This is a genomic window from Vibrio rotiferianus (assembly GCF_002214395.1).
GTDB classification, from domain to species: domain Bacteria; phylum Pseudomonadota; class Gammaproteobacteria; order Enterobacterales; family Vibrionaceae; genus Vibrio; species Vibrio rotiferianus.
The window spans coordinates 767,143-793,847 of the sequence record NZ_CP018311.1; the positions used below are offsets into that span (position 1 = coordinate 767,143).

Annotated in this window: 21 protein-coding genes; 12 read left to right on the forward strand and 9 right to left on the reverse strand. The window is 46.1% G+C overall.

Features of this window, described 5'->3' with window-relative positions:
- Positions 1-41 precede the first annotated feature (41 nt).
- Positions 42-428 (forward strand): DUF2541 family protein, encoded by a 387-nt coding sequence (locus BSZ04_RS03610; RefSeq protein ID WP_005429145.1) that lies wholly within the window; start codon positions 42-44, stop codon positions 426-428.
- 48 nt (positions 429-476) lie between these two features.
- Here BSZ04_RS03610 and BSZ04_RS03615 read toward each other — a convergent pair whose 3' ends face one another.
- Complete coding sequence (locus BSZ04_RS03615; RefSeq protein WP_088879564.1) at positions 477-3,227, reverse strand: M16 family metallopeptidase; 2,751 nt, start codon at positions 3,225-3,227, stop codon at positions 477-479.
- Positions 3,228-3,533: 306 nt separating this feature from the next.
- Between BSZ04_RS03615 and BSZ04_RS03620 the strand changes: the two genes are divergently transcribed.
- Positions 3,534-5,420 carry a methyl-accepting chemotaxis protein gene (locus tag BSZ04_RS03620; RefSeq protein WP_038885773.1) on the forward strand — a complete coding sequence of 629 codons (1,887 nt, stop codon included), beginning with the start codon at positions 3,534-3,536 and terminating at the stop codon, positions 5,418-5,420.
- Between the two features lie 138 nt (positions 5,421-5,558).
- Here BSZ04_RS03620 and fecE read toward each other — a convergent pair whose 3' ends face one another.
- The 6 genes from fecE to BSZ04_RS03650 form a co-directional block, all read right to left on the reverse strand.
- A complete protein-coding gene (gene fecE / locus BSZ04_RS03625) occupies positions 5,559-6,323 on the reverse strand; it encodes a Fe(3+) dicitrate ABC transporter ATP-binding protein FecE (RefSeq protein ID WP_088879565.1) in 765 nt (254 codons plus the stop codon).
- Between the two features lie 2 nt (positions 6,324-6,325).
- Positions 6,326-7,297, reverse strand: a complete 972-nt coding sequence (locus tag BSZ04_RS03630; RefSeq protein ID WP_088879566.1) for a FecCD family ABC transporter permease — start codon at positions 7,295-7,297, stop codon at positions 6,326-6,328.
- Positions 7,297-8,331 carry a FecCD family ABC transporter permease gene (locus tag BSZ04_RS03635; protein ID WP_088879567.1) on the reverse strand — a complete coding sequence of 345 codons (1,035 nt, stop codon included), beginning with the start codon at positions 8,329-8,331 and terminating at the stop codon, positions 7,297-7,299. The genes BSZ04_RS03630 and BSZ04_RS03635 overlap by 1 nt, the downstream gene beginning before the upstream one ends.
- Positions 8,328-9,257, reverse strand: a complete 930-nt coding sequence (locus tag BSZ04_RS03640; protein WP_088879568.1) for a Fe(3+) dicitrate ABC transporter substrate-binding protein — start codon at positions 9,255-9,257, stop codon at positions 8,328-8,330. Before BSZ04_RS03640 ends, BSZ04_RS03635 begins: the two co-directional genes overlap by 4 nt.
- A gap of 100 nt (positions 9,258-9,357) precedes the next feature.
- Complete coding sequence (locus BSZ04_RS03645) at positions 9,358-11,475, reverse strand: TonB-dependent receptor family protein (protein WP_088879569.1); 2,118 nt, start codon at positions 11,473-11,475, stop codon at positions 9,358-9,360.
- Between the two features lie 121 nt (positions 11,476-11,596).
- Positions 11,597-13,633, reverse strand: coding sequence for a TonB-dependent receptor (locus BSZ04_RS03650; protein ID WP_088879570.1), 2,037 nt, complete (start codon positions 13,631-13,633; stop codon positions 11,597-11,599).
- 312 nt (positions 13,634-13,945) lie between these two features.
- On the opposite strand from BSZ04_RS03650, the gene BSZ04_RS03655 reads away from it, so the two are divergent.
- The 3 genes from BSZ04_RS03655 (at position 13,946) to BSZ04_RS03665 (ending at position 16,731) form a co-directional block, all read left to right on the forward strand.
- Entirely contained in the window at positions 13,946-15,937 is a 1,992-nt protein-coding gene (locus BSZ04_RS03655) for a peptidase U32 family protein (protein WP_088879571.1), read from the forward strand.
- 42 nt (positions 15,938-15,979) lie between these two features.
- Positions 15,980-16,366: a hypothetical protein gene (locus BSZ04_RS03660; RefSeq protein WP_088879572.1), complete on the forward strand. Its 387-nt coding sequence runs from the start codon at positions 15,980-15,982 to the stop codon at positions 16,364-16,366.
- Positions 16,367-16,485: 119 nt separating this feature from the next.
- On the forward strand, positions 16,486-16,731 hold the full coding sequence (locus BSZ04_RS03665) for a DUF3297 family protein (protein WP_010453814.1): 246 nt from the start codon (positions 16,486-16,488) through the stop codon (positions 16,729-16,731).
- 68 nt (positions 16,732-16,799) lie between these two features.
- On the opposite strand, the gene amrA is transcribed toward BSZ04_RS03665, so the two are convergent.
- On the reverse strand, positions 16,800-17,405 hold the full coding sequence (amrA, locus tag BSZ04_RS03670) for an AmmeMemoRadiSam system protein A (RefSeq protein ID WP_088879573.1): 606 nt from the start codon (positions 17,403-17,405) through the stop codon (positions 16,800-16,802).
- Positions 17,374-18,168 (reverse strand): AmmeMemoRadiSam system protein B, encoded by a 795-nt coding sequence (amrB, locus tag BSZ04_RS03675; protein ID WP_088879574.1) that lies wholly within the window; start codon positions 18,166-18,168, stop codon positions 17,374-17,376. The genes amrA and amrB overlap by 32 nt, the downstream gene beginning before the upstream one ends.
- Before the next feature lie 86 nt (positions 18,169-18,254).
- Here amrB and amrS point away from each other — a divergent pair, with 86 nt between their 5' ends.
- From amrS to BSZ04_RS03710, 7 genes are all read left to right on the forward strand, one after another.
- Entirely contained in the window at positions 18,255-19,346 is a 1,092-nt protein-coding gene (gene amrS / locus BSZ04_RS03680) for an AmmeMemoRadiSam system radical SAM enzyme (RefSeq protein WP_088879575.1), read from the forward strand.
- Between the two features lie 102 nt (positions 19,347-19,448).
- Complete coding sequence (locus tag BSZ04_RS03685) at positions 19,449-20,171, forward strand: ABC transporter ATP-binding protein (protein ID WP_088879576.1); 723 nt, start codon at positions 19,449-19,451, stop codon at positions 20,169-20,171.
- Positions 20,158-22,668 (forward strand): ABC transporter permease, encoded by a 2,511-nt coding sequence (locus BSZ04_RS03690; protein ID WP_088879577.1) that lies wholly within the window; start codon positions 20,158-20,160, stop codon positions 22,666-22,668. Before BSZ04_RS03685 ends, BSZ04_RS03690 begins: the two co-directional genes overlap by 14 nt.
- Positions 22,668-23,777 carry a lipocalin-like domain-containing protein gene (locus tag BSZ04_RS03695; RefSeq protein WP_088879578.1) on the forward strand — a complete coding sequence of 370 codons (1,110 nt, stop codon included), beginning with the start codon at positions 22,668-22,670 and terminating at the stop codon, positions 23,775-23,777. Before BSZ04_RS03690 ends, BSZ04_RS03695 begins: the two co-directional genes overlap by 1 nt.
- 73 nt (positions 23,778-23,850) lie before the next feature.
- A complete protein-coding gene (locus tag BSZ04_RS03700; protein WP_088879579.1) occupies positions 23,851-24,666 on the forward strand; it encodes a DUF4037 domain-containing protein in 816 nt (271 codons plus the stop codon).
- A 74-nt stretch (positions 24,667-24,740) separates the two neighbouring features.
- Entirely contained in the window at positions 24,741-25,007 is a 267-nt protein-coding gene (locus BSZ04_RS03705; protein ID WP_010453805.1) for a DUF2999 family protein, read from the forward strand.
- Positions 25,008-25,247: 240 nt separating this feature from the next.
- Complete coding sequence (locus tag BSZ04_RS03710) at positions 25,248-26,522, forward strand: S1 family peptidase (protein ID WP_088879580.1); 1,275 nt, start codon at positions 25,248-25,250, stop codon at positions 26,520-26,522.
- Positions 26,523-26,705 lie beyond the last annotated feature (183 nt).

A 26,705-nucleotide genomic window follows, 5' to 3' on the forward strand; every position in this document is an offset into this window, starting at 1 on the left:
TCGACTATGATTCGCGCTTCTGTGTTTTGGTGATTATTTGAATGAAAATCTATACCGCTATTATCACGGCAGCCCTAGCCGCAACAACACTTATCGCGCCAGCTCATGCGGACGATAAATTCACTTTGGGTCGTACTATTTTGTTAGAACACGGTAACCTTGCAGCAAAGATCCCGATGGTCATTTGCCGCAACACTAACGCGATCAAAGTGAAAGCAGAGAAAGACTTAGAATTAAGAAAAGTCGTTGTGAGATTCCAAAATGGTGATGAAAAAACCATTCGATTCCATCGTGACCTGAAGAAAGACAAAATGACCGACTGGCGCTACTTTGGCTATCGCCGATGTGTGAAAAACATCGAGGTGTATGGTAACTCAGAAGGCTCAAAAGCTGGCGTTCGTGTTTACGGTAAAGAGAAGAACGACTAGATATCAACTAAAAAGGACGGCCAAATGGTCGTCCTTTTTCATTAGGATTTAGGATTTAGGATTTAGGATAATCGTACTTCGTTTCGCACCCTTACCAAAAGAGTGCCGCGCCTGATTCATCACTTCTTCTAAGGTGAGCGATGTTGCCATGTGCTCCACATCAGACAGTACATCAATATCGTAACCTTGGATAAGGTACCTAGTGTAAGCCCAACCTCTATCCCCTGGGAGGTCAGCCAATTCACTCATATCTAAAACAAGTTGCTTCACCGCCGTATCCAGTTCATCTTGAGTAATATTGACCAACAATTCATCAATTGTTTCATCAAACACTTGCTCTACTTTCGACACTGCCTTCGGATCAACCTGTGCTTCAAAGAGCCAGTCAGTTACCTTTTCTCGGTCTTGTACGATCGAATAAACCGCCGGGTTGTAATCTAAACTCGCTTCTTCACGTAGACGGTCAAGAACTCTAGTAGAACTGATGCGTTGCAACACGTCTTCGATAAAAATCGTTCTTGTCGAAGTCGGTTGCTCACTACTGTTAGTCAGCCTTAACAAAAAGAATGCGGACGGTTCATGCCCATCAGTAAACTCTATATGTGACGTCGCATCTGGATTGTATTTCACACTGTAATCAACAGGTGAGGCTGACTCGAGTGGTATTGACGCAACATACTTGCGTAACAGAGGGGCAATAGATTGAGCGTCTAAATCCGCTACAATCACCATTTTGAAGCCTCTATCCTTTAAGAATAGGGTGTCGTGAACCGCCAGAATTTGCTCAGCAGTCACCCCATCTACATCGTCAGGCAACACCATTCGATGGCGACTATTCGGAATATAAGCATTTTGGTTGACTGCTCTTAGCCATTTACCAATAGGTGAGTTCAGAAAGGTGGTGCTTTCTTGGCTATATTCTCTCTTCACCGCTGACAACTGACGAGCATCTACCTTAATTTCTGTCGCAACGTTGTACACGCCATTGAGTGCATTCGCTAATTGCTGTTTCGGTGCAACCATCTCAACGCCATGATGGGTATCGCCCAGCAAAGGATACATACTCATCTCGTGTGTGCGTAAAAAGTTGTCCAATTCTGGTCCCGAGAAGTCACCTAAACCACTTCTTGCACCAACTAGACTTGCCAGCTCATATGCGGCGTAAAGTGAAGGATCCAGTGCTGCTTTTCCGCCCTGACTTGCAAAGAAGATGTGAGCACGTTCGCCTGCTTTTTGATCTTGTTGGAACCAAACTTCAATACCATTCGACAGTGTAAATATTTCGAAGCCACCTTGATGCGGCTGCACTGAAACGATGTCACCCTCATTGCTTGGCTGAACAAAGCCTTCATTCTTGGCATACATTGCCAACGGTTTTTCACCAAGTTTTGCGTAGCTCGAATCAAGATCTACAAAGACATTGGTAAACTGTTGCTTCGCTTCCCCTTGAGCCAAACCAATAATAAAGGCTGGATCGTTGTCTAATAGTTGCGCTAAGTGCTTGTTGGCCTCTTTAACATCAAAGTGCTCAACGAAGTCACTTAAGCTCATTTGATAGTCTTGTTTTGATTGGCTGACCAAATTCTGCTCAAGCTCATACACGCGCTCATCAACGTAACTATGTGGCTTACGCTTATCCCAATCACTGTCAATATTGGTCAGTTCATTGCGATACCCCGCGATGACGGCCTCCAACTCCTCAGAAGAGACCCCATGATCTCGAAGGGAAGCCAAAGTACCAATGAATAGCGGGTGCATCTCATCTCTTTGTTCACGTGAGAATGATATTCCACCAGTAGACAGGCGACTGTAATTGTTAAAATAAGTCTGTGCATAAACGTATTGGTACGGCTGAGCAGCGTCATTTAGCACGGAGTACATTCTTTGTTGAATCAATTGTGATAGAACATCATCTGCCCATGCTTGATGTTGCTCCTCACGAGTTTGGTATCCGATAGGCCCTCTATAAATCGAATAGTGGAGACTCGGAGACTCCATTGAGCTGCTTTCTAATAGCAAATCATCAGGCTTAAGTTGAATATCACGTCTCTTCACGATGTTTTCATCAGCAGTGCTTTTCCAATCAGAGAAATGCTTTTGAATGGTCTCACTCAGCTGCGCAACATCCACATCACCAGCGATTATCAGTTCAGCATATTGAGGCTGATACCACTGTTGGTAAAAGTTTTTCAGTCCTTCGGCTGTAGCCTGCTCTATCGATACCTTGGTACCTATGGGATCATTGCCTTCAAAAGGAGTGCCTTTTATTGCAGCATCGTACGCGTTGTAAGCTAATGATTTATCATCAGGAGTCGCTCTTCGCCATTCACCTAAGATAACGCCTTTCTCTTGTTCAACCTGCTCTGGCTCAAATGCGATGCCATCACTAATATCTCGCATCCATGTCAATGCCTCTTTGAGCATTTCATCATTGGCAAGGTCGAGCTTATAGGTGGTTTCCTCGTAGGAGGTAAATGCATTGATATCAGCACCAAAACTCCCTCCTGACTGCTCAAAGAACTTGATGACGTCATTGCCAGAGAAATGCTGGCTGCCATTAAACGCCATATGCTCAATAAAATGCGCATAACCTTTCTGATCTGCGCTTTCCTGAAATGAGCCAATATTCATCTTTAAACGAATAGACACTTCTTTGTCTTGGGTCGGATAGATGTGGTATTTCATCCCATTCGCCAGTTGATCAACATGCCAATTAGCATCTGGTTGTATGGGGGTTGAAGGAGGAGTCAGCGCACAGCCTGACAAAAAAAGTGCGGGGAATAACAACATATTACGCATAAATATCGCCCTAGATATTGATAACTAAGCAAAATATATCGTTCGTGATGTATGCGTGATATTTAATATGACATTTCAGCACAATTTGTTTGATCTAGATCGCATTTTATAAAATGATAATCATTTAAGAAAGCAAGCTTACTACGCTCATACAGCTCGATTCATAGGATCTATGCCTCACTTTGCTTTATAAATTTAACTAAACCTCAATAATAAGACTCAGATCTGCATTTATTTCGACCAGTAAAATATAATGCAAAAGCAATACATTTAATAAATCTATAATAATTACTTAGCGATATCTTTATGCTTAAAAATCTATCTTTAAAAAACAAGCTGGCCATCTCAGCCAGCGCTGCCATTATCCTCGGGGGAGTTTTGGTAGAAGGGTTGTCTTTTCGAGATGCACTGCAACGACTAGATGTCGAAGTTGAGCAGCGCCTTGAAAGTACAAGTGCTTCCTATAACCAATACGTTAGCGACTGGTTACTATCAAAAGAGAGAGCGTTAAAGTCACTGTCTCAGGATGCCGAAAAGTCAGCAATCGTCACCCACCTAAAACAGGTAAAGGACTCCGCCGCTTTTGACAACGTCTTCCTTGCTTACCCTGACGGTACTCAAGACAACGCAAACGGTGTTGTACTTCCACCGGGCAATGACGACCCTCGAAAATGGGGTTGGTACACCAACGCCATTGCAAATCCATCACAAGTCTTCATTGATAACCCAACGGTAGCTGCAGCGACCGGAGCAAATGTTGTTTCATTGGGTAAAGCCATTAACCTTCACGGTCAGACATCAGTACTTGGTGCAGATGTAGAGATTGGCGATATCATCAATAGCCTTGATAAAGTCATTCTTCCAGGTGAGGGCTACATGTTCATTGCCAACGAGCAGGGCAATGTATTCATTCATAAGGACAGCAAATTCCTTAATCAACCAATCAGTAAGTTAGGGTTAAGTTTTCAGGACATTGCCGCTATTTCTCAATCAGGTAATGACCGTCAAGTCAGTGTAGATGGAAACACCTTCGTTGTTTTTGCGAAGAAGATTGAAGGCACTGAGTTAACGACTGTGACTGTCATCGACCACAACTCTTTGATCGAACCACTTTATGACGCTGTTTGGGGACAAATCATCGCAACCAGTATCGTGGTTATTCTTTGTGTCGCTCTATTTAACTTGTTGTGTAACATCCTTTTCCGTCCACTTTACAACGTTTCTAATGCGCTATCGCAAATCGCCAATGGTAGCGGTGATTTGACTCAACGTATCGAGGTAGAAAATCGCGATGAAGTTGGTGAGCTAGCGGAAAACTTCAACCTATTTGTTGCTAGCTTGCAGGAGTTGATTGGCCATATCCGTCATCAAGCGGTCGATCTAAACCAACGCTCTGAGGCAAGTACTCAAAGAGCAATTCAATCTGTTGACGAACTAAACCACCAACAACAAGAAATCACCATGGTTGCGACCGCAGTAACCGAGATGGCATCTGCGACACAAGAAATCGCTTCACACGCAGAACAGACGGCAAAAGCGGCGATTGACTCTTCGACCAGCACTCAAAATGGCCACGGCTTGGTAGTAAATACCAAAGAATCGATCAACAACTTGTCGTCTGAAGTTAATCAAGCAAGTATTGTCATTGGCGAATTGAATCAACACGCACAAGACATCAACACTGTGCTGTCAACGATCCGTGATATTGCTGAGCAGACTAACTTACTAGCACTCAACGCAGCGATTGAGGCGGCGCGAGCAGGTGAGCAAGGTCGTGGTTTTGCTGTAGTTGCTGATGAAGTTCGCGTACTGTCGCAACGCACACATACTTCAACGGAAGAGATAAAATCGACCATCGAAACCTTGCAGCAAACCACTCAACGTGCAGTGGCGATAATGGAAAGAAGCTCAGAGCTTGCAATTGGCTCAGTAGCCGATGCCGATCAAGCAGCAATGGCTCTCGACGAAATTAACGCCGCCGTTGCCCTCATCAGTGATATGGCAACACAAATTGCAACCGCTGCTGAAGAGCAAACCCACGTAACTAACGAAATCACACAAAATGTCACCACGATTAAAGACGTTACTGATCAGTTAGTTGTTGGGGCAGAAGAGTCAAAACACGAATCTTCACAGCTAAAATCGCAAGCAGAAGATCTCAACTCAAAAGTGGCGACGTTTAAACTGGCGTAAACACTAATTCAACTCTAAGAACTCTAAACTCCAAGCCCCGCCACATTGCGGGGTTTGTTTTAGCTAATAGCGCCTGTTGACCTCTCAAGCTGATTTTTGCAGCGAAGATGAACAGACCCTAGAGTCAGTCCCTCTTTTTTAAATCGCTACACACATCGGCGTGTTTGAGATAGGGTCACGGAAAACACGAGCTTTGAGGTCAAAAACATCACTTAATAACGTCTCGGTAAATACCTCATCCGGAGTACCTTGCGCCACTAGTTGCCCTTGTTCAAGTACCACCAAATGGTCGCAATATCGACAAGCTTGATTGAGGTCATGCAGTACTACGACTACCGTTTTTCCTTTGCTGTTCATCTGTTGTATTAGGTTCATCAACTCCACTTGATGCGACATATCGAGATAAGTCGTCGGCTCATCCAACATGACTACTTCCGTATCTTGTGCCATCACCATCGCAATCCATGCTCGCTGGCGTTGACCGCCAGATAACGACTCAACGAACTGTTCGGCAAATTCAAAGACCCCAGTGTCGTGCATCGCTTGTTCGACAATAACTTGATCCTCTTTCCCTAGTTTTCCCCAATGTGACACATAGGGTGAACGGCCATATTCAACCAACTTTCTCACTGTTATCCCCTCGGGGCTGACCAAAATTTGTGGTAGCAGCGACAACGAGCGAGCTAGTGCTTTATCAGCATAATTCGATAAAGGTTTACCTTCGAACATCACTTCACCTGATGTTGGCTTATTGATTCTTACCAAGGTTTTTAACAACGTCGATTTTCCGCAACCATTCGGGCCGATCAACGCGGTAATCTTGCCCTTTGGAATGGAGACCGACAAGTTAGGAATGATGATGTGTTTGCCGTACGCGACGGAAAGGTGCTGCGTTTCAAGCATAGTTACCAACCTCGATAACGATAAAGAAGAAGAATGAAATACGGTGCGCCAATTACAGAGGTAAGTACGCCTGCTGGTAGCTCAATCGGAGGTTGCAACCCTCTGGCTAATCCATCAGCGCAAGTCACTAGTGACGCTCCTAAAAGCGCAGAAGCAGGGATGAGTAACTTATGGTTATGACCGAACAACAAGCGAGCCAAATGAGGAGCCAATAGACCAACAAAACTTATGGTGCCCGCAACAGAAACACTCATGCTTGCTAGCAAGACCGCCGCAACCAGAGCCATTACTTGAACTTGCTTCGGCTGAATACCAAGCGTGGTCGCACTCTCCTCACCTAGCCCCATGACATCCAGCCGCCAAGCCAACCAAAATGCCAAGGGTAATAGTAAGATTAACGCGCTCCATATAAATGGCACTTGCTGCCAGTTTCGTCCCCATAAGCTGCCCGTTAGCCAGACCATTGCGGTATTAATTTCAAGAGGATGAGTAATCAATAAAAAGTCGATGCCACTCGCCAGAAAGGCACTGACAGCAATACCAATTAACGCCAACCTTGCTGGAGTTGGCTTTGATCGCCATGCCAAAGCTGCGATCAAACCAGCTGCAAACAACCCGCCCATCATTGCAACTAACGGCAGCCAGCTAACAGGTGCATTCGGGAACCAAACCAGACTTGCCGTTGCTGCAAGCCCTGCTCCGGCACTGATCCCCATGAGATCCGGTGAGGCGAGTGGATTGCGAATGACGCCTTGCACCAGCATGCCAGAAAGCCCTAACCCCGCCCCGACTCCAATAGCGAGCAACATACGTGGTAGACGATATTGGTTAATCACAAAATCATCACTCGAAAACGCTATGAGTTGCTCCATCACCTGAGAAACAGAGAGAGAAGCGGCACCAACCAACAAACCTGCAATAGCCACAGTGATGAGAAACCCTGTCAAAAGCAAAAGCTTCATATGATCAAACATTATGCTCTCCTCATCGCGATCAGAATAAAACAAGGCGTACCAAGCAAGGCCGTAATAACACCAACTGGAGTTTCTGTTGGGAACGCAATTGCTCGAGATAGTGCATCAGACCACGTAACTAGTGCTGCACCAGCCAAGGCACAAATGGGGATTAATAGGTGATAGTTTTGGCCGACTATAGGCCTGACTAAATGAGGAATAAGTAAACCGACAAAACCGATTGGTCCTGCGACCGCCACGCTAGCACCAGCAAGCAAAACAATGGTCATTCCGCTCAACAAACGTGTAAGCTTAATATTACTTCCAAGCCCAATCGCTACATCTTCTCCCAACGCTAACAGGTTGAGATTGCGAGCCAAACTCATGGCCAAAAGCAAACCCAGCACAGCTGGCGGCCAGAGTTGCTGCCACTGTTTTGAGTCGGCACTAGAGAGTGAGCCCGTAAGCCAATGCAGCACACTGTAAGCCATATCGTCGGCAAGGATAAGTGCAGCTCGGGTAAGGCCAATAAGTAGCGCACTAACAGCAATTCCCGCTAAGACCAAGCGCAATGGATGAGAACGAGCTGAGAAAAAACCGCCGAGTAGCATAACGACCAAGCCACTAAGTAAAGCGCCAAAAACTGAATTGAAGATGGGAGGTAAGCCGCTCAACACCGGTACACCAATAGCAGCTAAGGCCATAAAACAGGCCGCACCTGCATTGATGCCAAGAATCGATGGTGAAGCCAAAGGGTTACGCGTTAAACCTTGCATCAACAATCCAGAAACGGCAAGGCAGGCTCCAACCATCAAACTGACGTAAGCTCTTGGCGCTCTTAATGTGGCGAGGATTTGATGGGACATATTACTCTCATCAAAGGCCAACCAAACTTCTGTTAAATCATGCAGAGTGAGCGAAAAATTCGACCACCCCAGCATGGACACGAGATAACCGGAGAGCACCAAGCCCAGTAGCACCAGCATAAATAGAACCGCTTGCCATGGAAACACAGATAGACGAGAGCGGCCGCTAGGCATCGTTATATCACTCATGGCGCGTCCACAATCCGTTTTAGATTTATCGCCATCTGCTCCGCAGCGAGCATGCCTCGATTGAGTGACCACAACTCAGGGGACACCTCTATAATACGTTGCTTTTTCGCTGACGTGAGTAGCTTGAATAACGGGTTGCTCTGCCAATCATCCACCACGTTAGGGTGCGAATACGCTCCAATAAGCAACCAATCAGGATTGGTTTTAAGCAGTAATTCAAAACTGGTCGGAAGATAGGCTTGCTCACTTGGTTGAGTGATTGGACTGGCTATGCCTAATGCCGTTAGCACCCCTCCGGCATAAGATACAGGGCTGTGCAGCCACATACCTTTGTCCGAGACCACTGCAAATTGGATGGTTTGTTTCAGAGAGAGCTGCTGCTTGTACTCAGCCATGCTTTGACGATGCAATTGCAGGCGCAGCTCCATCTCTGCTTGTTTATTAAGAGCAACGCCCACCTTGCGAGCGGATTCCAAATTCTCGTGATACGTCTCACCTCGGCTTTTAAGCAGTAATGTTGGTGCAATTTGCTGCAAATCTTGATAGATGGTGCGATGCCGCTCGGCATCTGCAATAATCAAATCCGGCTTGAGTATAGCAATCGCTTCTAAGCTTGGCTGCGAGCGCATTCCGACCGATTGCCATGGTTCAACTAAATCGCGTACTGCGGGGATCACGCGAGAAGCGTCGTTATCATCTGCCACCCCAATAGGTGAAACACCCACAGCTGCGAGCGCATCCACAAAAGAAAACTCCAAAACCACCACTCGTTGCGGCGTAGTAGCTATCTCAAACTGCCCCTGCCCCTGCTCATCCTCTACGACTCGTGTCATTGCTGTACTTGAGAAAGAGAGCAAGTTCAGTAGCAACAAAGCAAAGGCCATTGCCCACCGCTGTGCAGACGGGAGTCGAGTTACATTTATCATATTTATTTTCTCCAACGCCAAGATCGTCAAAGTCGCCAACGTCAATTGGCGACTTTTATGCCCAAAGATTTAAGGCAATTAATCTTCAAAGTTCGATGTCTTAAAACTGGTAATTTAGGTCCAATGTGTAAGAACGTCCCGGCGCTGGATAACGGCCAACTGGGCTGGTATCAATGCCACGGAAGTAATAGTCCTCATCAAACAGGTTGTTCACCGCAACATTCATACGCAACTTGCCTTTGTCATCCTTGTACAAATCGGTACCAAGATTGAAGTTCCAAACCATATAAGCGGGCACTTTGCCCTTAGCACCCGTTACATCTTCATCACTGGTGTTCGCATTGTCTGCGTATGCATCGCTGAAGTAGTAGCCTGACAAGGTTGTATCAATGCCAGTAAAGGTGTAGGTCGCATCCCAGCTAAGCTGATGCTTAGAGGTGTAAGCCAGCTGGTTACCCTTGTTTGGACCGTTTTCTTCTAGGGTTGCATCCAAGTAGTTGTAACTCGCACCTAAACTCAGAGCTTGTAGCGCTTTCGGAACATAACGGCCAGAAAGTTCGATACCTTGGTGAAGGGTTTTACCGATATTATCGAAGGTTTGAGTTGCACTTTGCCATTGCAGTTGGTCTTTAAAATCAATGCGGTAAAGTGCGGCATTAAAGCTAGTAGTCTCTTGATTGTAGCGCGCTCCCAACTCATAGTTCCATGCTAGTTCACTGCCCTCTTCACCGAGACCACGAATGTAAGCAATTTGCGGAGCACGCAGTGATTTCTGAGCATTGGCATACCCTACCCACTGATCCGTCAAGTGGTAAGCCACCGTCAAGCCAGGAAGCCATTCCGTTACCTTGTTGTCCGCGCTCTGAGATTTGCCTAAATCATCAAACGTCATGTCGACAGATTCATAACGGACACCTGGCGTAAGTTTTAACGCATCATTAAACAGACCAATTTCATTGCTGATGTAGCCCGCAAATGCATCCGTCTCCAAATGCCAATCGCGCGGTACTTTGGTTTCTCCGCCTTCAATTGGAGTTTGAGTCAGCTTGTAGTCGATGTCTTCATTGACGTAACGAGCACCCACAATCCAGTTTTGCGTAACAGATTTTCCTTCGAAGTACATCGCCAACTTTGGCTCAACCCCATAAACTCGGAACTCACGCGGAGAGGTACGAATATCGGTTGATGGCAGAGATGGATCGGCCCAATGCCCTCCTGCACTGTTAAAGCCCCATTGGAAGAAACGCTCAGAATTGTGTCCAAATGTCAGCACCTCTAGCTCTGCACTATCAGCAATATTTAGATCCTGCAGATACTTCACGCTCCAACGCGTTGATTTTCCTTGATACTCATCGTACGGACGTTTCGATTGAGTGCGGTCTTTCTTATAGTCTTCCGGAGACAGTGCGCCCGGCATTTGCGTATCCGCATCGTAACGTTGAATGAAGGCTTGTAGCTCTTGCGTATCGCTTAGTAGCCATTGCGCCTTGGCTTGGAAGTTCTTTACGTCAGTATCAGAATGCTCTCGGAAGCTCTCGCCTTTTAAAAAGTTACCTTCGAGTTGAATAGCGAAAGTGTCCGTCAGCCAACCTCCAGTTCGTAGATAGAAATCGTTGAGCGGAGTGTCACCTGCTTCAAAAATTGTCAGGCGGTTACTGATTTCAGTTTGCCAAGTGTTTGGAATCGGTTTGGTAACCAAGTTAATTACACCACCTACGTTGTTCGGGCCATATTGCACTGCGGCACCACCGCGAACAATATCGATTCGATCCAACATAGATAACGTTGCAGGGAAGATAGATTGCCCAGTGTGACCATAGGGAGCAAGAGTCAGTGGCACGCCATCCATCAAGAATTGAGCATGGCCACTGCGGCTCGCTTTTAAACCACGTACTGAAATGTTTGGCAGTACCCCAGTACCAGTTTCATCTTGTACTTTGATCCCCGGCACGCTCTGCAGTGCGGCATCAATAGAATGCGCAGCCGTCTTTTCGATTTGTTTGCTAGTCAGAACAGTGCGGGCACCTGGGTATTCTTTCACATCTTCCAACTCTGAATTACCAATAACACTCCCTGTTACAACAACGGTTTCCATGATTTTTGTTTGAGGCTCTGAAGCGGCAAATGCACTCATGGATGTGATAGATGCAATGGCCGTTGCAAGGACGCTAAGGCGCAACTGCGCTTGAGGTTTACCATCCAAATTCTGGTAAAGCATGGGAATCTCCTTTGAGATAGGTGCGGGTCAAAGTAATAATCTTGTTTTGACCCGATGGGCTAAATAACCTCGAAATGAGGGGAAACATCGACGATTGAGTCGTCAAAAAACCAATGAGGCCTTAGAACTGGTATCCATAAGTGAGCATAAATTCTGCAGGAGCACCGTAACCAATCTGATTTAAGCCAGATTTGCCATTGGTCGCGCCAAGGATATATTTCTCGTCAAAAATGTTGTAAGCGTTGGCTTGAATTTTATGACGACCAGTTGTGTACGCAGCCATCAAATCAACCGTGGTGTAATCACCCAAAGCGACAGCTTCGTCATTGCCCGCATAACGGTCCCCAACGTATTTCACACCACCACCCAAACGCCAGTTATCGTCGAGCTGATAAGTACTCCAAAGTGAGAACAAGTGGTCAGATACATCATTTGGTTTTTTACCCGTATCTTTATCTTCAGCATCAAGGTAGCTATACCCTACCGAGATATCCCATTGCTCATTGATCTGACCGCGAGCTTCCAACTCAATACCTTGGTGACGAGCTTCAATCTTATCGATCACATCACCATCAACGTTGGTTTGTGGTTGCTCTTGGTCAATTTGGAAGATCGCCGCATTTAGCATTAAAGCGTTGTCCAACAAGTAAGCTTTTGCGCCGACTTCTTTCAGATCAGTATGGAAAAATTCCGCCAGTTTGGGATTGATGTAAATGCCCGAGTAAGGCAATTGCCATGAGCGAGCTAAGCTTGCATATACCGACATATCGTAGTTAATACGGTAGACCAGACCTGCACGGTAGCTAACCTTGTTGTCATCCAAATCTTCTTTTGTAGCGCCCGCTTTTTGCTGCTCAAGATCCATCGAGTCGTAACGTACATTACCGATCACTGACAAGTCACCAAAGGTGTATACATCCTGAATGTAAATGCCTGTCGTGGTTGTTGTGTTGTCTCGGAAAGGCTTGAAACCTGGATCTGGCGTTGGCCCTACGATAGGGTCATAGATATTTTTGGGTGGTAATGTTTTGTTGCTCGCCAAGGTGAGATCGATATTGATCTGGTTAAAGTCGGCACCGATCATCAATTGGTTTGATTCTGTCTCCCAAACCAATTCTGACTGTAGCGTTGTCGTGGTGCGAGGGTCATAACCAAAGTTATTCACAGTTTGAGAAACTTCGTTATCAGTTACGGTTCCCTGTCGCGTACCCTTTTGCTTAAGTTCAATATGGTTGTAAGACGCACGGTTAGTCCATGCCCATTCATCATTCAAACGCCATTCATAATTAACCGCAATGCGAATGCTGTCAGACTTTTGGTAGTCATTGGTGCCACCAAAGAAGGTGCTTTCGGAAACATCTACTGGCTTACCATTTTTCGATGGTACCCCACGGTAAGGGACAAGCTCTTGGTGTGCGTACTCGACATCAAAATCAACGGTATGCCCCTGCGCAGGTAAAACTCGGATAGTCGGAGCGATGAAGAAATCATTCGAATCAACATGGTCAACGTAAGAATCCGCTTGTCGATATTCTAAGTTGATTCGTGCATTGACCTTGTCGCTAAAGGCCATTGAGCTATCGATCTGCCCAACAAATTGGCTATTACTGCCAACACTACCATTAACACTAGTGAACTTGTCACCATTTGCTCGTTTCGTCACCAAGTTGATGACACCACCAGCAGATCCTCGACCATACAACGCGCCAGCTGGGCCTTTCACCACTTCGACACGTTCGATATTTGCTAGGCTACGATATGATTGCAGTGTGCCATCATCACGCATACCATCACGGTACATATCATTAAGCGCATCAAATCCGCGGATAACAAACTGGTCTCGGCTACCTTCGCCTAACGTGTTGTTCACACCAGCAACACCATCCAAAGCATCTACCAAACGAACTGCACCGCGATCTTGCATTTCCGTCTTAGTAACCACCGAAACGGCTTGCGGCACATCTAACCACTCCACGTCAGTTTTAGTGCCCGATTGCGGCATGTGTTCTGCGTAGCCTTCGTATTGATGACCGATCACTTGTTGTGTTTCATCTGCCACAACACCTTCTTCCGCCTGCACATTCGAAGCCACTGCTGCTGCGGTCAATGCTCCTCCAATCGCTAATGCGAGAGGGGACAAGGTCAATCTCATGTTCATTTTCTAATTCCATTTTTTTATAAAACTGCCAACAGATGCGAATAAGAACAAATATTATTTACATTTGCAATATAAATTTATTGAACTATATTTATGGAATTTATGAGTCGTAAATACTTACAAAACAATCAATAGAAAAATATGCTATCGTGATGCATTTGATACACGCCTCTTATGAGCCACTCCTCTCTGTAGGCTTTTTTGACGCGTTCAATAATTGATTCAGATTAATAAAGCGTTAACTAGCGCTAGATCACACTTTTGAACCCCGTAGAATACGTGCTGAATTTCTAGCTGAATAAGAGTGAAAGAGTGACACGCGATCAATTTGAGTTATTAGCGCCAGGTGGCGACCTGGATTCCATCAAAGCGGCCATTGCTGCGGGTGCCGATGCCATTTACTGCGGACTAGACCGCTTTAATGCACGCAACCGAGCAACCAACCTCACCTTAGATAACTTGAATGGCGTGTTACAGCTTGCGCATCAGCATAACTGTAAGATCTTCCTGACTCTCAACGTGTTAATTCTGGAGAGTGAAATCCCTGCTATCGTGCGTTTGCTCAGCCAGTTAAACACCACAGCGATTGATGGCGTGATAGTGCAAGATCTGGGTTTGGCTTACATTCTCAAGAACCACTTTCCAGATTTAGACGTACACGCTTCAACTCAGCTCAACACGCACAACGAAGGGCAAATCCTGTTCCTGAATCAGTTAACGGCAAGCCGTGTAAACCTCTCTCGTGAACTGAATATTCATGAGATCAAGCATCTTGCTCAGTTTGGTCGTGAGCATGACGTGATGATGGAAGTGTTTGTGCACGGCTCTTACTGCATTGGTTTCTCTGGCATTTGCTACATCAGCTCTGCGCGTAACGGCGCTTCGGGCAACCGTGGGCGTTGCAGCCAGCCTTGCCGTGAGCAATACGAAACCACCAAAACAGGCAACAGCTACCCACTCAACATGAAGGACAACTCGGCATTTGGCGATTTAGAAGCACTCGCTGATGCAGGCGTGTATTCGTTGAAAGTGGAAGGCCGCATTAAGAAATCCCACTACGTGTACACCGTGGTCGATAACTGGCGTAAACAGATTGATCGTCTGTGTGATGGCGTCGAGCTGTCGAACGACACCACAGAGTTGTACACCGTCTTTAACCGCGATTTCTCCAACGCGTTTTTGCAAGGTGATTTCGGTAAAGCGATGTACATCGACAACCCTCGCGATCACGCCGTAAAACACTTCTCGAAGATCTACAAATGCGAATCTGCCGATGATGTGCAAGGCGTGAAGAAGAAACTCTACGACGACAAAACCGCAATCATTGAGAAGGTAGCAGAGAAGACACAAGATTTCGATGTGACCTCTACACAAGCCTCTGGCAGCAGCCTAAAAGGTGCGATTGATGTACCGACTTTGCCGACACTGCCTCAACCACAATTGCGCGAAGGTGCACCTAAGCTATCTGTATTGATTTCATCAGTAGAAGACGCAGCACTATGCGAATACAGTGATGTGGACGTGTACTTCCAGCTACCAATGGGATTGGCCAGTGAACTGAATACAATGATCGAGTTGTTCCAAAAAAATCCGACATTGAAGCCTTGGTTCCCTGCAATTTTGATTGGTGACGATTACCAAGCCTCACGTGCATTCTTAGAAGCAGTGAAACCAGAATTGTCGATCACCAATAACTCTGGCGTGGGCATGTTGGCTCAAGAGCTGGGATTAGGTTGGGTTGCTGGCCCGCAGATGAACACCGTGAACTCCTACTCGTTCAAATGTTTGCAAGAAGAGTTCGCCGCAAGCGGTGCGTTTATCTCTAACGAGCTGAACATGAAGCAGATGCGCCACATTAAGCGCCCGCACAATATGCGCAGCTACTACAGCATTTACCACCCGAACACTCTGCTGACTAGTCGCCAATGTTTGTTCCAACAAACCGAAGGTTGCCGCAAGATTAAGGTAAATAAAGGCTGTTTGAAGCGTTGTGACAAGCGCACATCGATCATCAACTTAAAAGACAACCCGTATGTGGTGCAAAAACAAAAAGGCAGTCACAACTCGATCTACAGTGAGCACAACGTGTTGAACCTAAAAGTTCTGCAAGATTTGCCGCAACTGTTAACTGACGTATTGATCGACCTGCGCGAGATCCAGACAGAAACTAAAGTCACGATGACCAAGCCTGAGTTGATTGATGCCTTTACAGCCCTGCTTAATGAACACAATCAGCAGAATACTGAAGTCCTTAATGCTGCGGTTCACCCGACGGCAAACGCTCAATACTTGAAAGGCTTGTAAACGAATCTCATCAGATTCAACTGCAAAATGTATGGAAGACTTATGCACCCTATGAAGCAAGAAACACTGAGCTACTTTGATGATTTGAACTACAGCGTAGTGACACAGTCAGAAGCAGTTTACGAGCTCAAACAAAACCGTACGGGTTTAACTGTTGAGCTTAACTTTTCAGTGCTTGGTAAAGGCGAATTACCCACAGAAAGCGAGCAAAAAACCGATAAGAAGCTGTATTTCATCGATATTGACGACATTGAAAACATCGGCTTTGAAGCACTCGAACCTTTCGTTGTTGGGCTTGGTGAACATTGCTCCATGGTGGTGTATGAGGAAGAGTTCTTTGAACAAAGCATGAAAGAGATATGGATGTTCCTCTCGAACGACCCGCGTGATCGTGACGTGTTCAACGACAGTAAATTTTATCGGGCTTAAGACCGCATCTTGGGTTGGTTAATGTTAATCGCCTCAAACTACGACTTAGACATCTTGAACACTCGCCTTGCACTGACTACAATGGCGCACTTTTTTTACGGACTTCAAGGTCACACAAAATGACAGATACAGCTAAACCAGCTCTACCAGATCACCTATCAGGCAACCCACGCAGCCCATTCTTTGTAAAAGAGTGCTTCGATCACCAAATCGGTATTCGCTTCAAGGGCCAAGAGCGCACTGACGTTGAAGAGTACTGTGTTAGCGAAGGTTGGGTGAAAATTGCTTCTCCTAAAGCAAAAGACCGCTTCGGTAACCCAATGCTTATCAAGCTTAAAGGCGAAGTTGAAGCGTACTACGTATAAGCTAGCCAATGATTACAAAGCCTGAGAAATACTCTCAGGCTTTTTTATTTGTTCCCAATAAAACTGCTTTAGGAGAGTGTACTCTCCACATTGAACTGCCCTTCAATACTATCCACCACAAACGTTTTCACTTCCATCTCGTCATCCCAAAACGACTCTGACCAACCAGCTTTGTGTTTTAAGTGACGAACAAAATCAATCGGGTTTGGCAACTGCTCCCATACTTGAGGTAGAAACAGAGCTCGACGCTGCCGACACGATAAAATAAGCCCAACCTTATGTGTCGCTAAATAGCCAAGCAATGCTTGCTCTGATGCAACAACCAATACCTCAGGTAATGACAACACCGACACCTCCACAGAAAGTGACGATAATTGTTTTTTACTTAGAGGGGTAAATCTTGGGTCTTGAAACGCACTCGCTAATGCTTTGTCATGCACATCGAGCGCAAGAGGCTGATGAGCGACAATAGTGCCAATGCAACCTTGCAGCTCTCCATGTACTTTTAAGGTCACAAAACTCGCCCCAACTTCCCTTAATCTTGGTAGGCACTCACCAAGGCTTGGTGGCGTGGCTGGTTGACCAGCGAATCGGCAACGAATAGCATCACAAGCAATGTTGAACAACTGCGTGAGTTCTGGTTCATTCAGGATCTGAGACGATATAACTGGCATAACCCACCACGCGTTGTTGATCCCCGTATTCGGTATCACCGGAGTTGATTAACATGGCCCTAGAGAGTTGATAGCCTCTCCCTTTAGCCAACAGCAATAGCGCGTTAATCGCCGTTGAACCACAAGCCTGATCTGGTTTCAGTGTCGCTTGGTAAGCTTCAATTTGCTCACACGTCTGCTGATCGAGCCTCTGGGCTTGCCGGTAAGAGTGGTAATGGCTTAAATCACTGCTCACAACCAGCAAACTTTCTTCATCGAGCCAAACTGGAGCAAGTAACTCCGCCATACGAGCTGGCGAAATTCGACTGGTTAATATAGGCAAGATACGAAATGCCCCGAGGTAGGTTTGCAACAACGGTAACTGTACTTCAAGACAGTGCTCTGGGGCATGCGCGTCATCAGACACCACCACATCCTGCTGCTGAGCCAATATTGCACGCCCTTCACGGTCGACTTCGATATTACCTAAAGGGGTCGAAAACCAATCCACACTGGGCAACGCACAGCCCAAAAAAGAGAAGTGATGGCTTGGGCCAAGCAAAATCACCCGATGAATTCTATCGGCTTGCGACTTTAAAAACTGGCACACACATGCTGCTACTTCACCAGAGTAAATATAACCAGCATGAGGCACCACCATAGCTCTAATCACAGGCTGGAAACGACACGGACTCGGCTTCTCCCAACTTTGGATCATTGAGCTTAATTGTTGCGGCGAATGTGGATAAAAGCGCCCCGCCACCGCTGGAGGACGAACATGCATACCGAGCCCCTTATCGTGCTCACAAAAGTCAGTGAAGTGCCATACTTAACATTAAGTATAGAAGCAGATTTCGTTGGGAGTTCACCATGCCATCCGTTCCTGCATCCCCTCCTGAATTTTTTCCAACCTTATATTGGCATCGATTAGATGACGGTCGCGTCATTTGTGATTTGTGCCCAAGGCAATGTCGCTTAAGAGAGGGGAAACGAGGGGCATGCTTTGTGCGCCAAGCTCACAACGGTGAAATATCCCTGACCAGCTATGGGCGTTCGAGCGGGTTTTGCATTGACCCTATAGAAAAGAAACCACTTAACCACTTTTTTCCGGGTAGCTCCGTGCTCTCATTTGGTACCGCTGGGTGCAACCTAGGTTGTAAGTTTTGCCAAAATTGGCATATCAGTAAGTCGCGGCAAATCGATACACTTGGTGCGCCTGCCATGCCCGAGCAGATAGCTCAAGCAGCCAAGCAACATGGCTGTAAAAGCATCGCATTTACCTACAACGACCCTGTCATTTTTATGGAATACGCTGTAGACACTGCTCAAGCTTGCCATGAACTCGACATATCAAGTGTCGCAGTCACCGCAGGCTATATTTGCGATAGGCCTAGAGTTGAGTTTTTCCGCCATATGGATGCCACCAATGTAGACTTAAAAGCATTTACAGAGCGTTTTTACCATAAGCTCTGTAGCGGCCACCTCGCTCCAGTATTGGACACGCTGCTCTACTTACACCACGAAACGGATGTATGGTTTGAGATCACCACCTTGCTAATCCCCGGAGAGAATGACAGCACTGCTGAGCTAGAAGCGATGACTCGGTGGATTTATGACAACTTAGGCAGCGACATTCCGATTCATTTCAGTGCCTTTCATCCAGATTTTAAAATGCTGAGTACAGAGAAAACGCCGCTCAGCACAATCCAAAAAGCCAGACAAATCGCACTCAACAACGGCCTTAACTACGTATATGTGGGTAACGTAAGTGACGAAGATGGCGATAGCACGTATTGCCCCAAATGCCACCAGAAAGTCTTAGCTCGGAACTGGTATCAACTCGGAGAGTGCCATCTAACAAATGATGGTCAGTGTGAATACTGTGGTTTTCAGCTTGCGGGCCGATTTGGAGCACTCAGCCACCCATTTGGCAGAAAACGGATTCCCGTCGTGATCCGCTAGTCATAAGTCATACTTTGCGTGGTAAATGAGCTTTATCAACGCTAAGTTAAACCGCAACGAATGAAAACTCGTAAGCATTTAAAAATGGCATAAGGATATGGCATGAATGGGCCGCTAATAAAACTCCGTCACGCTTCAAAAGACTTCATCGATGGCAAACAAACACATTGCGTTCTCCAAAGTGTCAACTTCACGCTAGCCACGGGCGAAAGCGTAGCTTTGACGGGCGCAAGTGGCAGTGGCAAAAGCACCTTACTCAATGTTATTGCTGGCTTTGAGCCACTTTCAGGTGGCGAATTATGGTTAGATGGTGATAACACTGCAGCTTGGAAAGATCCGCAATGGAGCCGATTTCGATACCAAAAACTCGGTGTTATCTTCCAGCAATTCAACCTATTAACACCGCTCAACGTGCAGCAGAACATCGCCTTCCCTCTGCATTTGAATCAACAGAAATGGAATGACTGGTGCGATTACTTGGTCGAGACTCTGGGCATCAGCCAACTGCTCGATAGACATGTTTCTGCCCTTTCCGGCGGCCAACAACAACGGGTCGCCATCGCCAGAGCATTAGCTCACAAACCTAAACTTCTACTTGCTGATGAACCCACAGGTAACCTTGACCAAAAAGCCGGTTTAGAAGTGATGAAGCTGTTAAGTGAAATCACCACCCAAGGCAACACTGCAGTGCTCTTAGTGACTCACAGCCCCGAATGTGCTGAGTTTATGCAGACTCGCTTACGTCTAAAAAACGGTACTTTGCAAAACGGTACCTCCACTGTTCCAGAGCAGAATACACGCGAGCGTCGCCATGAAGCAGGTTAAACGCTCGAACGCAGGGCTCACACACACCAAACTCGCATTGAACCTGTTTGCGGCGCATTACCGACAAGCTCCTCTTCAGGCCGCGGCCATTCTAATTGGCATTGTACTAGCGGTGACTCTTTTCGTTGCAGTGCAAGCCATCAACCTCAATGCGAAACGTAGCTACGCCGAATCCACAGAGCAACTCAGTGGTCAAGCGCAGAACCTTATTATTCCACCAGCCGGGCAAAACTATCTGCGCGAATCACTCTACTTCACTCTCAGACAAAACGGTCTCAGTGCAACCTTGCCTGTAATCGAAGGACGAGTGAGAGACGAACAAGGTCGTCGCTGGTCAGTACAAGGTAGCGAGTTGATTGCCGCCATTTCGTCACGCTATCGCTATTCATCAGACAGCCAACAAAACGTGTCTTTGTTCGACAGCGCATTACCGCTGCCTGAGCTTTTAGTTGGGAAGCCGATTGTAATGATGAGCCAATCGCAACATCAAAACTTAGGCGAAGTAGAAACACTGACTCTGGACGACATCCCAACTCAAGTGGTGGTATTGCCTGACGAATGGCAATTAGGCAGCCGAATGTTGATGGACATTGGCTTTGCCCAGCAGTTGCTCAATAAGCAAGGCCAGCTCAGTTACATTGCAGTGTTCCATACTCGCGATAAAGTAGGTAAGGACAAGCAAGCAAAATGGCAGAACCTTATCGGCGAGCAAGGGCAATGGGTCACCAATAATCAAAGCACTGATCTTGGTTCTCTGACCGACAGCTTCCATCTCAACCTAACTGCGATGAGCTTGTTGGCATTTTTAGTTGGATTGTTTATCGCCTACAACGGCGTGAAATACAGCTTGCTCAAACGTAATAGGTTGCTAGTACAAATTCAACAAGCAGGTATTGCACCGAGGATCGTGTTTACTGCACTGCTCATTGAGCTAACTATATTGGTCACCATTGGCGCTTCAGTTGGTTTTGTATTGGGCATGCAGCTTAGTCATTGGCTGCATCCCACCGTTGCACTGACTTTAGAGCAGCTTTATGGTGCGACCCTCCTTCCCGGGACTTGGCAGTGGCAATGGTGGATGCAAGCTCTGCTGTTAACCTTAGCTGCAACACTACTTGCGTGTTGGCAGCACTTTAAGCAACGAGTACGCCAGCCGCTTTCATCTCATGGCGGATTTTATCAAGCGCCGGAAACCTCTAATGAAAATCAATTGTTCCTAATTGGTACTGCGTTGACGGCTATTGCTCTCGCAGGGTTGTGGCTGAGTGAGCATCACCGCTTCACCATGGCGTGGCTCGGCGTGCTTGTGGTGTCGATTCCTTTATATCTACCCAAAACACTCAGCGTACTAGCAAACTGGAGTGAGAAGCGCACCACTTCCGGTTTGATGCAGTATCTGTTTGCTGAGTTGCGCGAGCTGATTTCTCCGCTTTCTCTCGCCATGATGGCGCTGCTACTCGCTGTTACGGCCAATATGGGGATGAATACCTTGGTTGGCAGCTTCGAGTCGACGTTAAAACAGTGGCTAGAACAGAGGCTACATGCCGATATTTACGTTAGCCCCGCACAGGGTGAAATCGCTAATGTGGAGCGTGCTTTGCAACAGTTCGACAAAGTCGAAACCGTCTACAAGCAATACTACGTCGACGATAACCTGCAAGGCTTACCCATTTTACTCGGCACCAAAGACAAAGATACTTTAGAACAAACCATGGTGTTCAAATCGCATTTGGAGAACTTCTGGCAGCGCTTTTACCAAGGGGAATTGGTCGCCATCAGTGAACCTACTGCGGTCAAACTGGGTTTATCACTAGGTAGCGAACTCACGCTTGATGCAATTCCAAGCAAGACTCTACTAGTTGGGACAATTTTCCATGATTATGGCTCGCCCAATGGCGAAGTATTGCTAGCTCCAAAGTTGTGGCGAGAAAGCGGTTTTACCAACCTGCCGACAAGCCTCGGCATTAAAGTTTCGGGTGACCCACAAATCGTATACGACCAACTGCGCCAGCAACTGAATCTGCATCCAAGTCAGCTCTACGATCAGGCGCAAATCAAATCCATCGCGTTGGATATATTCTCGCAGACCTTCGCCATTACGCGGGCTCTCAACGGCGTGACTTTGATGGTGGCGGTGATTGGTTTGTTCAGTGCTTGTTTCATGTTACTCGACGCGCGCAAAGCCGCCATTGCAAGGCTGTATGCCCTTGGCGTCAGCCGTCGTAAATTAATGACCATGGTGGTCGGACAGATCGTCGCTTTGGTCAGTTTTACTCTGGTTATCGCCCTGCCCCTCGGTGCTATGGTGGGTTATGTACTGACAGACATCGTCACCTTACGCGCTTTTGGTTGGAGCTTAAATTATCTGTGGAATTGGAGTGATGCCCTTAGCATCGCGGCGATCACCATCTTGGTGGCAGTGATCGCAACCTTGATTCCGCTGTGGCGATTGGTCAGCAAACCTGTCGTCTCCAGTTTGCAAAGCGAGGTGTTGTAATGAGTCAATCAGCAAGCAAACTTACTCTACTCATAAGCAGCTTATTCCTGTTCGGTTGTGAAGATACGCAGCAACAAAATATGGGCACGTTGTTGGGCAGTGGAGACACGCAAACCGAAAGTAATCCATTCACGCCTGTTCTGAAGGGCGTTGAACTCACCTTTCCTAACGACCATCAAGCGCACCCAAACTTTCGCCATGAGTGGTGGTATTTGACTGCAAACTTATCTGATGAAGAAGGTAATCCTCTCGGAATACAGTGGACTCAATTTCGCTTCGCTGCTGCGCCGCCAACAGGCGAAAATGAAGTGAAGAAAACCGAGTGGAAAACTCAGCAAATCTACATGGCGCATAGCGCGGTTACAACGCAAGACAAACATTATGCTGATGAAAAGTGGTCTCGTGACCAAGCCGCACTAGCGGGCGTCGACGCATCACCATTTCGAGTCTATCTCGATGATTGGCAGTGGACCTCTTCAACCGACGATCTCTTCCCCGCCACGCTAAATGCCAATTCAGAGCAGTTTGGTTACTCACTCAAACTAACCAGCTCCGCACCTTATCAAAAACAAGGTGAACAAGGTTACAGCACCAAAAGTACCGATGGTCAGGTGGCTTCGTATTACTACAGCCAACCGTTTATTGATGTCACCGGTCAAGTCACGATCGACGGCAAAACCCATCAAGTATCAGGCAAAGGTTGGATAGACCGAGAGTGGAGCTCGCAGTTCTTACTCGACTCACAACAAGGCTGGGATTGGTTCGCACTGAGGTTAAGCGAAGAAACCAGCTTGGTGGTATTCCAACTGCGTGACACCAAAACGGGAAAAGCGAGTTTTTCCAGCGCAAAACTGATGCAGCAAGATGGTTCGGGCATAGCTATCCCACAAAAAGACATTCAGTTAGAAGCGACCAAGCAAACAGAAATTCAAGGCCGCAATTATCCAACTGAGTGGCAAGTATCGATTCCTAACCAGCAAATTGAACTTACCGTTTCTGCACTCAACCCGAACGCAAAAATGCCACTTTCTGTGCCTTATTGGGAAGGCCCAGTACGTATTGATGGCTCTCATTCTGGAACGGGATATATGGAGCTGACGGGGTATTGAGAATTGTGACATCTCACCCATTAGGGGGAATTGATAGCGATTATGTTGTTGCATATTACATGGAGAACCAAACATGAACGATGCACTGCTAAGCGCTTTAATTACTGAGTTTGCCAAGCTAGAACAGGTAGAAGCCGTTGCCCTAGCCGGATCCAATAGTACTCAAACCAACGACTCACTCTCTGATTATGATGTTTATATCTACACAACAAGCGATATTCCGGTTGCCACCAGAAAGGCCATCACATCCCAATACTGCAGCCATATGGAGTTAAACAACCAATTCTGGGAAACGGAAGATAATGGACAGTTAAACAACGGAACAGAAATAGAGCTGATATATCGAAATATTGACTGGCTTGCACAAGAACTCCAGCGCGTGGTGATTGATCATCAAGTGAATGTTGGCTATAGCACCTGCTTTTGGGCAAATTTAATCCACTCAAAAATCCTATTTGACCGACATGAGAAGCTTTCGTCTCTTCAAGAAAGATATCGTATTGATTACAGCAAAGCGCTTTCAGCAGCCGTGATCGCCAAAAACTTACCGCTTCTTCACCACGCCGCGCCTGCCTATACCAAACAAATTGCCAAAGCCATTAAACGGGATGATTACATCAGTGTCCAACACCGCTTAAGTGCCTATTTAGCCAGCTACTTTGATGTGTTGTTTGCTATCAACTTTATTCCTCACCCTGGCGAAAAGCGTTTAGTTCAGCTCGCTAAGAAATGGTGCAAAGTTCTACCTATTGGTTTTGAGGACTCAATGAAAAACTTAACTTGTTTAGACGGGATGAAATATGACCAGCTCTCATCTGAGCTCGATTTAGCAACTCGAAACTTAATCACGGCGATTAAAGAATCGGGTTTCACGGAAAATATTGATTGAGAGTAGAGTTCAACCAAGCTCAGCCAAATGATAAACTCCGTCTCTATTTCATTCTGTGATTAAAAGGAAATGCGATGAACCCGATTATTGCGCTGCTGAAAGAGAACAATATCAGCGACGAACAAATCAATGAGATTTTTCAGACTCTGACGCAAAACCCTCTAGCGGCAATGGCAACAATCAGCCAACTAGGTTTGCCACAAGACAAGCTACAAATGCTGATGGCGCAAGTGATGCAAAACCCTGCGCTAATCAAAGAAGCCGTAAACGAGTTGGGATTGGATTTCTCAAAGGTTGAAGAAGCAAAAGAGAAGCTTCAAAGCCAAAATCAAGGCAACTAAGTCTTAGCCATTTAGCGCTGAATATAGAAAAGGCCGTTAACCCGAACATTTGGGTTAACGGCCTTTTTTGATCACTTTCTTCTGCAACATGCATACTTTACATGAGAATACTTACATTCTTGACCCGATAAAACGGCTACATAATATTCACAAATCACAAACGCGCCCTCATTCGTCAATAATCAAACTATATGCTATATGTTTAACCATTGCTCATACAAATGCTAAGGAAGTACTCAGATGAAATGGATTTTATTGGTGCTATGCATTGTTTCGCTTCCCACAAAAGCAATCTTTATGGGAAATGATGTTGAAGACGGGGAGTTTGAAAACTTCAATTTCATGGCATCTGTCCGCTCAAGCGTGTTTGCCGAAGATCATGCTTGTGGCGGTATCATATTAACAGAGCGCTGGATACTAACAGCGGCCCACTGTTTAGTTGCTTCACAATCGAGTTTAGAGGACTCAACCGACAACCCAGAAGATTTCACACTGTATGATGTTGCAAAGCCAAAAGAAATATCGGTTACGGTTGGACAGCGAGATCTTATGATGGTCGGGGTTGCTGATGTTTTTAATGTTACCCATGTCGTGATCCACCCAGACTACCACCCTCTAACGACTACATCGAAAGATTACCCAACGGATGAATCGGGAGATGAAAATACAATAGAAGAGCTAGTAACAACCGCATATCAAAATGATATCGCCTTGCTTTATGTTGAACGAGCAATCCCTATCACGCCTAATATAGAACTTGTTGATAGCGAAGCTTACCAAAAGCTAATGGCGCTGGATGAAGAGTGGAATCCCGCAGCACCAGTACCCAATGTCATGGTTGCGGGCTGGGGTACTGGAGAAACAAATACAGTATTAAAACAAACAAGCATTTCTTACCTTCCTATCGAAGTGTGTTTTGAACGCTTAGAATCGGCAGAAGATCTACCAAAATACATCGCCTCGCCATTTGATGATACTAAGTTATGTACCCTTCCTACGGAATACCAACCAATTGGCGATAATATTTACGGAAATGGAGCATGCGTAGGTGACACTGGTGGTCCATTGCTCTATCAAGCAGATGGTGTAAGTTTCTTAGTCGGTATTATTAGTGCCGGACCTATCATAAACTCAGTTTGTAGCTCTGTTACCCTCCCAACATGGTACGCCAATGTAAACACTTATCTGGATTGGCTATCTGGCTATTTGTCAGCTCCACAACCACCGGAAGAAGTCGTCTCCAAGCCTAAGTTCATTTTGTTACAAGAAGAAAGTGACGATACTACGGACACCGGAGATGAGTCGGAAACAGGTGATAATGAAGATGACTCATCGGTAAACGATAAGCAGTGTGATTCCAACGGTGATTTTGTAATTGGCTCCTCTGAAGGAACATTTGCCTGTGAGTCAGGAGAAAATGGTGGTGCAATCAATTGGCTCTATGCTCTATTGTTAGTGCTATCTAGAAGATTCTGGCTACGTCATTTCAAAAAACCGAATGCAACATCAAAATAAACTCACAGCATGGTTAATAAAAGTTATTGATTTTGTCCAATTCAAAGGCCGCTATCTCTTCAGTTTGAGGGGTGTTCGCGGCCTTTTATTTATTGATTAATCAGAGTAGCTCTCAACGTTTCCACTTCTTATTTTGACTCTGCATGGCTATGCGGTAGGCTTTGAGCAGAGAAAACAAGCTGA